At 43.2% G+C, this 9,474-nt stretch carries 7 protein-coding genes; 4 read left to right on the top strand and 3 right to left on the bottom strand.

The genetic code is table 11. The features are described from left to right. Nucleotides 1-385 precede the first annotated feature (385 nt). Complete coding sequence (locus AB3112_RS05300) at nt 386-766, top strand: MerR family transcriptional regulator (protein ID WP_057910935.1); 381 nt, start codon at nt 386-388, stop codon at nt 764-766. Nucleotides 767-1,027: 261 nt separating this feature from the next. On the opposite strand, the gene AB3112_RS05295 is transcribed toward AB3112_RS05300, so the two are convergent. Both AB3112_RS05295 and AB3112_RS05290 read right to left on the bottom strand, forming a co-directional pair. Then, a complete protein-coding gene (locus AB3112_RS05295; protein WP_084974593.1) occupies nt 1,028-2,224 on the bottom strand; it encodes a hypothetical protein in 1,197 nt (398 codons plus the stop codon). Nucleotides 2,225-2,429: 205 nt separating this feature from the next. Continuing rightward, nucleotides 2,430-3,083 carry a histidine phosphatase family protein gene (locus AB3112_RS05290; RefSeq protein ID WP_057910937.1) on the bottom strand — a complete coding sequence of 218 codons (654 nt, stop codon included), beginning with the start codon at nt 3,081-3,083 and terminating at the stop codon, nt 2,430-2,432. A 189-nt stretch (nt 3,084-3,272) separates the two neighbouring features. On the opposite strand from AB3112_RS05290, the gene helD reads away from it, so the two are divergent. The 3 genes from helD to guaA all read left to right on the top strand — a co-directional run bounded on the left by helD (nt 3,273) and on the right by guaA (nt 8,257). Further along, complete coding sequence (gene helD / locus AB3112_RS05285) at nt 3,273-5,567, top strand: RNA polymerase recycling motor HelD (protein WP_057910938.1); 2,295 nt, start codon at nt 3,273-3,275, stop codon at nt 5,565-5,567. 123 nt (nt 5,568-5,690) lie between these two features. Next, nucleotides 5,691-6,620: a type I pantothenate kinase gene (gene coaA / locus AB3112_RS05280; protein ID WP_084974595.1), complete on the top strand. Its 930-nt coding sequence runs from the start codon at nt 5,691-5,693 to the stop codon at nt 6,618-6,620. Nucleotides 6,621-6,703: 83 nt separating this feature from the next. Next, nucleotides 6,704-8,257 (top strand): glutamine-hydrolyzing GMP synthase, encoded by a 1,554-nt coding sequence (gene guaA / locus AB3112_RS05275; protein ID WP_084974597.1) that lies wholly within the window; start codon nt 6,704-6,706, stop codon nt 8,255-8,257. A gap of 159 nt (nt 8,258-8,416) precedes the next feature. Here the strand turns inward: guaA and AB3112_RS05270 are convergent, their stop codons facing one another. Next, on the bottom strand, nt 8,417-9,418 hold the full coding sequence (locus AB3112_RS05270; RefSeq protein WP_084974599.1) for a LacI family DNA-binding transcriptional regulator: 1,002 nt from the start codon (nt 9,416-9,418) through the stop codon (nt 8,417-8,419). Nucleotides 9,419-9,474: the final 56 nt, after the last annotated feature.

The following is a 9,474-nucleotide window of genomic DNA, read 5'->3' as shown; positions in this document are numbered from 1 at the left end:
GTCGAAATTGTCCCGCATCACTGGGTTAGAGCCAGTGAGGACGAAATTCCGATGTATAAGGAACGGGCGGAAAGTAAGTCGAGGTTAAAGAAATAGAGAGTGTGACTCAAACCGTTTAGACTCCGAGCATTAATGTGATAACCAGCCAAGGCGCTGCTTTTGCGCCTTGGCTGGTTATCGGATTAAGCGGAGGAGTCTGGTTTGAGGAACACGTTTCTACTAGGTAAAAAGGAAACACAAAACTACGACTCAAACTAAACAGAATGTGATTTAAATAAGCACAAGAAAAACCTGGCAATGATGAACGCAGTTTGTTCATCGTAGTCAGGTTTTTCTTGCCTTAAAGTCCACTTCAAGGTTTATGATGAGTGGGTGAGGTGGTCATATGAAAATTAATGAAGTTTCTAAAAAATATAACGTTGCGTCAGACACGTTGCGATACTGGGAACGAGTCGGGGCAATTCCGGCCGTTACAAGGGATGCTGCCGGTTATCGAAACTATGATCAAGAAGATTTGAACTGGGTCTCATTTGCGATATGCATGAGGGATGCTGGCGTCAGTGTTGAATACCTGATCGACTACGTTTCACTATTCCAGCAGGGGAAACAAACGGTTCAAGCAAGAAAAGAATTGCTTAACGAACAGCTTGAATCTGTGAGTGAACGATTAGCCAAAATGCAGGAATCTTATGATAAGCTGAAATATAAAGTAGACCATTATGAGCACATCGATAAGGATTACGATGGCAAAATGGGGAAACATTAAAACGCACCGAGTGAGACAAAAGGCGTTTTAATCCCAGAATTTAAGCCCGTCAATCGATTATTTCTGGTTTTAGAATAATTGATTGGCGGGCTTAAATGGCCGGGATCAGCCGATCGCCAAGTAGGCTAGGCAGGCTTTCAGCCGGCCGTCGTCTCACGTTTCAGCTAGATAGTATAAACTTACCAAACAAAAGACTGAGTCAAAAATTAATACTTTTATCCCAGCCTCAGTGCGTTTTTAAATTTAATATCTGGTATCAAACTATCCACCATAACCGTTTGAAACAACCGTCCAGTCTCCGGTTGTCGCGTCCATTTGCTCCAAGGCCCCACTTGAGGTCACTCTAAAGCTGGCAACTTGTGGATTGGTATTGGTGTCGACGCCGCTCTTTTTAAATGCGGCAGCATTGTGGTTTTCCAAAACGCTGACATATAGCTGACCGTTTCGCATTTGCGGCATGTAGGTGAAGTCCGTGGACGCCACGTTCATATTTGGATATTTCGCTTTGACGTACGGCCAGATCCAGTTCACAACCTGCGCGTCAGTCAAATGATTATCATTGCTGGCTGACTGGGATGTTGAGCTGCTGGTCGTTGAGCCGGACTGCGAAGTAGTGGACGACTCAGAACCAGCCGTTGTGGCGCTGGTTGCTGATTTGGTCATACTGAGTGTCCCAGACGTTAATCCGGAGACGTTGATTTGATTATCGCTGACAACGTTGATCGTGTAGACAACCGGCGTTTGATCAGCTTGATAAGATTTAATGACATAACCATCTTGACCAGTCGACTTATAAGTGACCTGGCTGGTCTTGTTGCTGGTTTCGGAGTTATACAGGCGATGATTGCTGTCATATTCATTGATGAAGCTGCTGGTTGCACTGCTGGTGATGTTTAAAAACTGCTTTGTGTATGGCAGCTTTTGTGCGTCACTTCCAGAGTTGTTAGCGAAATCAGTTGCCCAGGTGCCTTGAACGGCTTGCGGTGCACCGGTTTGCCAACTTTCAGAACTCGTTGCGTCAGCTAAAATAAAAGTGCTGTTGACCTTATGATAGGCGGCATTGACGGTGTACGCCTGGTGGCTGCCATTAATCCAGTTGAAAGTCAGATGATATTTTTTGTTTTGATTGCTGACCATGGAAAAGTCGTAAACATTCTTTTGGTCAGTTGACTTCAACGATTTAATTTGACTGTTATCAATGGTCCCGTCTTGTTTGGAAGACAACTTCCAGTACCATTGACCTTTAGATTTATAAAATTGGGAATAAACTGGGTCTGCATTGGTTGTTTGCGAATCTTCCGGTACCTTGGCAGTTGCCGGTGACAGCAACCCATTTAATTTGGACGCACTTGGATTAGCTGCGCTTGAATCCTGCATGTCGGCTTTTTTGTTACCGCAGCCGGCAAGCAAAAGAACGCCTGCCAATCCGACGCCGATGAAAGGTAAAATTTTCTTCATGATGTGTACCCCCTGACGCCTTTATTATACCAGAGTGAACGGGGAGGGAATGGTCATACTTTCTTCAAATTTGTGTGGTTGTCAGGGAATATCACGATTTGGTTTGGGTAAAAAAGCACCAGTCCACTTAAGTATCGATTAAAAGCCAAACGAAAAGCCGTGGGCATGCCGCTCACGGCTTTTCAGTCAGAAAAATAAGTTGGTTTTAAAGATCTTCGCTCACATTATTAAAATATTCCACTGAGTAACGCCCATCATCAAAGTTGACTTTAGTGACGCTGCCATTCTTCGTTGAGACGTTCACGGGAATGTCGCTCCAGCGGTCCACAACGTTTCGAATTAACGTGCCGTGCGTTGCCAAGAGAATTTTGTCGCCATCAGAAGCGTCTTCGACCACTTTATCAATTGCTGGTTTAAGCCGTTTCCAGAACGTTTCACCGCTTTCGGCATCTTTGTACGGGTCGGCAGCCGCAATCATGTCCTCGGCCTTGCTAATGCCAAATTCGGCAATTAAACCATGAAATGAGTTGATTCCAATCGGACCGCCAATTGTATGCCAGGTTTTGACGTCGTCTTCACCTTCATAGTAGCCAAAATTAAGTTCGCGAAAGCCGGCCACTGGAATCGGTGCCGTCAAGTCGGAAGGATTCTCCTGTAAAATCAAACGCCCCGTTTTGATTGCCCGCGAAGTATCGCTGCTGTAGGCGGCATCAAATTTGATTTGGCTGAGTCGTTTGCCGGCAGAAACGGCGTCGGCAATTCCCTTGTCGGTTAGTGGGGAATCGATGACCCCTTGGATACGGTGGTATTTATTTAAGTATGTTTGTCCGTGTCTAACAAAATATAGTGAGATCGTCATGACGTGTCCTCCTAAGTATACAATTATTTAAAACAGCTCAATTATACCATATGATACTAGCGATTTAACTTGTATACCAATTTAATTGATATATCTCGGATCGTTAACTTTACCCATTATTCGATAATGTTTTTTGAATTGGTACCGTTTTTATGATAAACTGTTAAGTCAAGTTATAGGGGGTAAAGTATGGCAGACAATATCAAAACACAAGAGCAACATCACTTGGACCACGTTATTGACGAAATCCATGTATCACAAAAAGACCTTGAGAAAAAAATCAAGGCAACTAAGCGTGATGTTAAGGATATCAATCGTAATTTCAATAATGATGTGCGGCTCAAAACCGAGACGTATAGCGGAATGATGGAAACTGCCATGTCGATTCGACAGCAGCAACAAATGCTTTCCGAACGGGAAAATCGGCAAGAACACGCTGCCAGAGAATTGGGGACGCTCAACAAGCTTGAGAAGAACCCTTATTTTGCACGGATTGATTTCCGTGAGGGCGACGAGAAGCGTGACGAAACCATTTATATTGGAATGGCGTCATTTACCGACCAGCCGGATCATTATTTAATTTATGATTGGCGGGCCCCTATCTCAAGTATTTACTATAACGGCGGGATTGGCGACGTGACCTATCAGACCCCGGACGGTGAACAGACGGTTGATGTCAAATTAAAGCGTCAGTTCCAGATTGAAAACTCAAAAATTAAAACCGTCTTTGACACTGAAGAAGTGGTCGGCGATCAAATGCTTCTGGATGCGTTGAGCAACCGTTCAGATACCAAAATGAAGAGTATCGTTACCACGATTCAAAAAGAACAGAACCAAATTATTCGAGACACAGATTCTGAATTGCTGTTTGTTCAAGGGTCAGCCGGTTCTGGGAAAACCGCTGCGGTGCTTCAACGAGTGGCATTTCTGCTGTATCAGTATCGCGGTAACTTGCACTCAGGACAGATTATTTTATTTTCGCCGAACCAGTTATTTAACGACTATATCAACCAAGTGCTGCCGGAACTTGGCGAACAGAACATGGTGCAGATGACCTTTTATCAATACAGTTCCCATCGGCTGCCAAGTATCCAAGTGGAAACTTTGTCGCAGCGCTTTACCGAGCAGCTTGACAAGCACGCGCAAAAGCTGAACGATCTCAAGGGTAGCTTGACTTATTTCAAAGCTGTCAGTGCTTACGCCAACCATTTGAACAAAGAAGACATGCGCTTTCGAAATCTGATGTTTAACGGTGAAGTGTTGATTCCAAAGGAAAAGATTAGCGATATTTACTACGGGTTTAATGAAAACTACAATTTGCGCAATCGTTTGGAATCCACTAAAGAAGAGTTAATGAAGATTTTGAACCGGAAAATCCACGTTGAAATGAAGAAAAAGTGGGTTGAAGAGGCTGTTCAAAATCTCTCCAGAGAAGAAATCCAACAGTTCCACGCTGAAGGCGAAGAAGAAATCTTAAATTCAGATAAGGAGTTTAAGTTCTTAGCCCGGCAGATCGTGGTCAAATCATTTAGAAAAGTTCAACGGCAGATTGCCCGCAATCACTGGTTGAGTATCAATAACCAGTTTGTCCACATGTTGCGCAGTATGCCGCAAATCGTTCATCTAAGTGATTTTGGGATTACCAGTGAAGACTGGCAGGAAGATATCAAGGCAACCATTGGCCGGCTCAAGCAGGGCAGAATATCTCTGGCCGACGCCTCCTCGTACATCTACTTGTATGACTTGATGACCGGAAAGCGCGGTGACAAAGATATCCGTTACCTGTTCATTGATGAAGTTCAGGACTATTCAGCCTTCCAGCTGGCATTTTTGAAATTCAGCTTTCCGCGGGCTAAATTTACGCTGCTTGGCGATTTGAATCAGGCAATCTTTACCCACGAAAACAGTAAGAAATTGTTGGGCGAACTTGGCAGCATGTTCCCTGAAGATAAGACGCGGGTCGTTCAGTTAACCAAGTCATATCGGTCGACCGAGCAGATCACCAACTTTACCAGGCACTTGCTGACAAACGGCGAGGATATTATTCCATTTAATCGTCAGGGTGATTTGCCGCACATCTACGTTAAAGCGGGCGTCGACGCTGCAGTTGAACAGGTTAAAGTCCAAACGGAACTTAATTTGGCCGATCACGAGACCACTGCGATTATTGGCAAGACGCTCAAAGAATGTAAAGAGTTGAGCGAAAAGCTATCTGAAGTCGGGGTTCAATCAACCTTGATTCGAACTGAAAATCAGCGGCTGGTAAAAGGGATTATTATTGTGCCGTCATACCTTGCCAAGGGGCTTGAGTTTGATAGCGTGATTATGTGGGACGCATCTCAGGCCTGCTACCCAGATGAAAGTGACCGCCAACTGGTTTACACAATCTGTACCAGGGCGATGCATCGCTTGACGGTTGTTGCGACTGAAACGCTGTCGCCAATCTTTGATACGGTTCCAACTGAAGAATATGAGCTCAATTAAGTAATCGATTAATCGGATCGTCATGACCCGATTTTTTTGTACCCTACGACAATCTAACAATGTTTTGTGGGTTGATGTTATAATTGTTGGGTTAAGTAAAAGAACAGTCGGAGAAAAACAAATATGGATGATTTAATAAACTATTATTCGTTCACCAAAGATGAGTGGAAACATTTTAATAACGACAGTGAGGTCGACTTGCCGTTGACTTCTAATGAATTGCGGCACATCAAGGCCTTTAACGACCGCATCTCACTTCAAGATGTTGCTGATATTTATAAGCCGTTGGTGCATATGATTCGCCTTCAAAAAAACAATTTTGACCAGTGGCAGACCACCAAGGCCAGGTTCTTGCGAAAGACCGTGAGAACGGTGCCGTTTATTATCGGGATTTCCGGGAGTGTGGCGGTTGGCAAATCAACCACTGCCCGGGTGCTGGAAGAATTATTATCAAATTATTTTACCGGCGAGACCGTTAAACTGATTACCACCGACGGTTTTTTGTACGCCAATGCAGAATTGAAGAAACGCGGGATATACGACAAGAAGGGCTTTCCTGAAAGCTATGATATGCGGAAGCTGATTGCCTTTTTAAATGAAGTTAAGTCTGGTGTGCCGGTCACCAAATCGCCAGTTTACTCTCATCAAAGTTACGATATCATTCCCAACCGATTTGAAATTGTTGACCGGCCAGACGTTTTGATTGTTGAAGGAATTAACACGTTGCAGCTGCCAAGTAACGAACAGATTTACATCAGTGACTTTACCGACTTTTCGATTTATATGGATGCCGACACTCATTTGATTGAAAAGTGGTATCTGGAACGTTTCGGGCGTTTGATGGATACGGCGTTTCAGGATCCTGATAACTATTATTACGATTACGCACAGGGTGATCGAGATGACGCATTTAACATGGCTCGCAATGTTTGGGACACCATTGACTTACCCAACCTGCGGGCAAATATCCTGCCAACTCGGTCACGAGCTGATATGATTATGCATAAGACTGACAATCATTTGATCGATCGATTGTACCTGAGAAAATATTGATTGTTTGGATTTTAGAATTAATGTTGACCAAACCTAGTTGAATCGTTTATTATTTATGTAAGAACTTTGAAAGGGTGTATGATTTGGCAAACGTTGACTTATCAAGCTTCGATAAGATTTTAGTGCTGGATTTCGGTAGTCAGTATAACCAACTGATTACAAGACGGATCCGTGACTTAGGCGTATATTCAGAGCTTAAGTCGCATGCATTGTCCGCAAAACAGATCAAAGAAATGAACCCCAAGGGAATTATCTTCTCTGGGGGTCCGAATAGTGTGTATGAAGATGGCGCTTTGAAGGTTGATCCAGACATCTTTAAGCTGGGAATTCCAATTTTGGGAATTTGTTATGGCATGCAAATCATGGCATATACCCTTGATGGAGAGGTTGAAAAGGCCTCGAACTCCGAGTACGGTCACGCAGATATTCAGCTCACTTCTGATGACGCAGTTTTATTTGAAGACACACCGCGCGAGCAGCCGGTTTGGATGAGCCATGGTGACTTGGTAACCAAAGTCCCTACTGGCTTTGAAAGCGTTGCTACCAGCCGTGACTGTCCAATTTCTGCCATGCAGGATGTTGATCGCAATTTCTATGGCATTCAATTCCATGCCGAGGTTCGCAATACCAAGTATGGAAATGATATTTTGAAGAACTTTGCGTTTAACGTCTGTCACGCAGAAGCAAACTGGTCGATGGATGACTTCATTGATCTGCAGATTCAACATATCCGAGAGACCGTTGGCGACAAGAAAGTATTGCTGGGACTTTCAGGTGGTGTTGACTCAAGTGTTGTTGGTGTCTTGCTGCACAAAGCAATTGGTAAGCAGTTAACCAGTATTTTTGTTGACCACGGCTTGTTGCGTAAGAACGAAGCCGATCAGGTTATGGATAGCCTAGTTGGTAAGTTTGGTTTGAACATCATTAAAGTCGATGCTCAGGAACGCTTCCTTTCCAAGTTAAAGGGTGTGACCGAGCCTGAAAAGAAACGGAAGATTATTGGTAACGAATTTATCCAGGTCTTCAATGACGAAGCACGTAAGCTGGATGGCATTGACTTTTTGGCACAGGGGACCCTTTATACCGATGTGGTTGAGAGTGGAACTGATACTGCTCAGACGATCAAGTCTCATCACAACGTCGGTGGATTGCCAGAGGACATGAAGTTTAAGCTAATCGAGCCTTTGAACACCTTGTTCAAGGATGAAGCCAGAGAAATCGGCGAGAAGCTCGGGATGCCTGAACAACTTGTTTGGCGTCAGCCATTCCCAGGTCCAGGCCTTGGGATTCGTGTCATTGGCGAAGTAACACCAGAAAAATTGCGGATTGTCCGCGATAGTGACTGGGTACTTCGTGATGAAATTGCCAAGTCCGGACTTGATCGTGACATTTGGCAATACTTCACCGTCCTTCCTGGATTTAGAAGTGTTGGTGTGATGGGTGACGGTCGGACTTACGATTACACTGTTGCCATTCGTGCCGTAAATTCCGTTGATGGGATGACCGCTGATTTCGCACGAATTCCGTGGGACGTTTTACAGAACGTTTCAACTCGAATTGTAAACGAAGTTGATGGTATTAACCGCGTAGTGTACGACATTACGAGCAAGCCACCGGCAACGATTGAGTGGGAATAACGTTTAAAATAATTAGCAAAAGCACAAAATCAAATCTTGATTTTGTGCTTTTTTCTATGGAGAGATGAGTGGTGGGTGGTGCAAATGCATTGAAAAATCGTTATCGATTGGAGATTAAATGTTTGCAAATAATCCTTTTTCAGGCCAGCATGCCATTGATTATTTAGTGTTAGTAAAGCTCTTCCGATAGATTAATTCAGAATTTAACAAAATAGTTTTATGCAGATGATCAGGAGAATCAACGATTTGTTGGAGAAAATCAACAGCAGTTAATCCCAAATGATTGATATCTAAATGAAATGTCGTTAAAGGTGGAGAGACGTATTTCGCAATATCGTTATCGTTAATGCTTATTAGGGTAGTATCATCTGGAACGATTACCCGACTTTCATTAAACGCCTGAAGAACACCTACCGCGAGTGGATCGGTTGCAACCAAAAAGCTATCAGGAAACTTTCGATCAGAATATTGTTTGACGATTTGCTTTCCCAGTTTATAGCCACTGGCTACGGAAAAACTATTTCCGATAAAAACTGCATGTTCATCAAAAATTCCAGCTTTTTTGGAATAGTATTCGAAGTATTGTGTACGAATATCATCGTGATTAGGATCTGAGGAGTGTTTATTCCACGATGGTCCCCCAATAAACCCGATTGATTCAAACTCACGATCCACAAAAAGACTGATCGTTTCTTTCACAATTTTTTGGAAGTTGAATTCAATCGAATCGAATGCATGATAATCAGGATTGTACTCCAGAAAAACGCCAGGAATGGCTAAGTCTTTGATACGCTCAACGTCTGATTTACCATAGTATCCAATGGCAATGAAACCATCTGCATCTTCAGGAATTTCGGCAGTTTTACGTACAAAATTTAATGCCATCTCTCTCTCGGTGGCAAACTGAATGATACTGTTTCGAAGATCGTTATAAAAAATATCGGATAATTCTTTTTGAGGAGAAATTGAATAGAGAATGGCGATCTTATAGTTCAAGGAACGAACATGTTTTTCATGTTGGTAACCGAGGGCCTTTGCGACCTCAAAAATTTTGCTTTTAGTTTGAGCGGATACAGAAAATGTTGGGTCATCATTTAAAAGACGGGAGACCGTTGCGGTTGAGAAACCTGATCGTGCTGCAATTTCTTTGATTGTTACCATACCTTAACCCCCATATGTATTTAGTAAATTTAAACAATCTTGATAAGATATATTTT

Source organism: Lentilactobacillus sp. (assembly GCF_040773105.1).
Classification (GTDB): Bacteria; Bacillota; Bacilli; order Lactobacillales; family Lactobacillaceae; genus Lentilactobacillus; species Lentilactobacillus parabuchneri.
The sequence above is the reverse complement of the archived record's forward strand: the minus strand, read 5'-3'. Positions and strand labels throughout refer to the sequence as shown.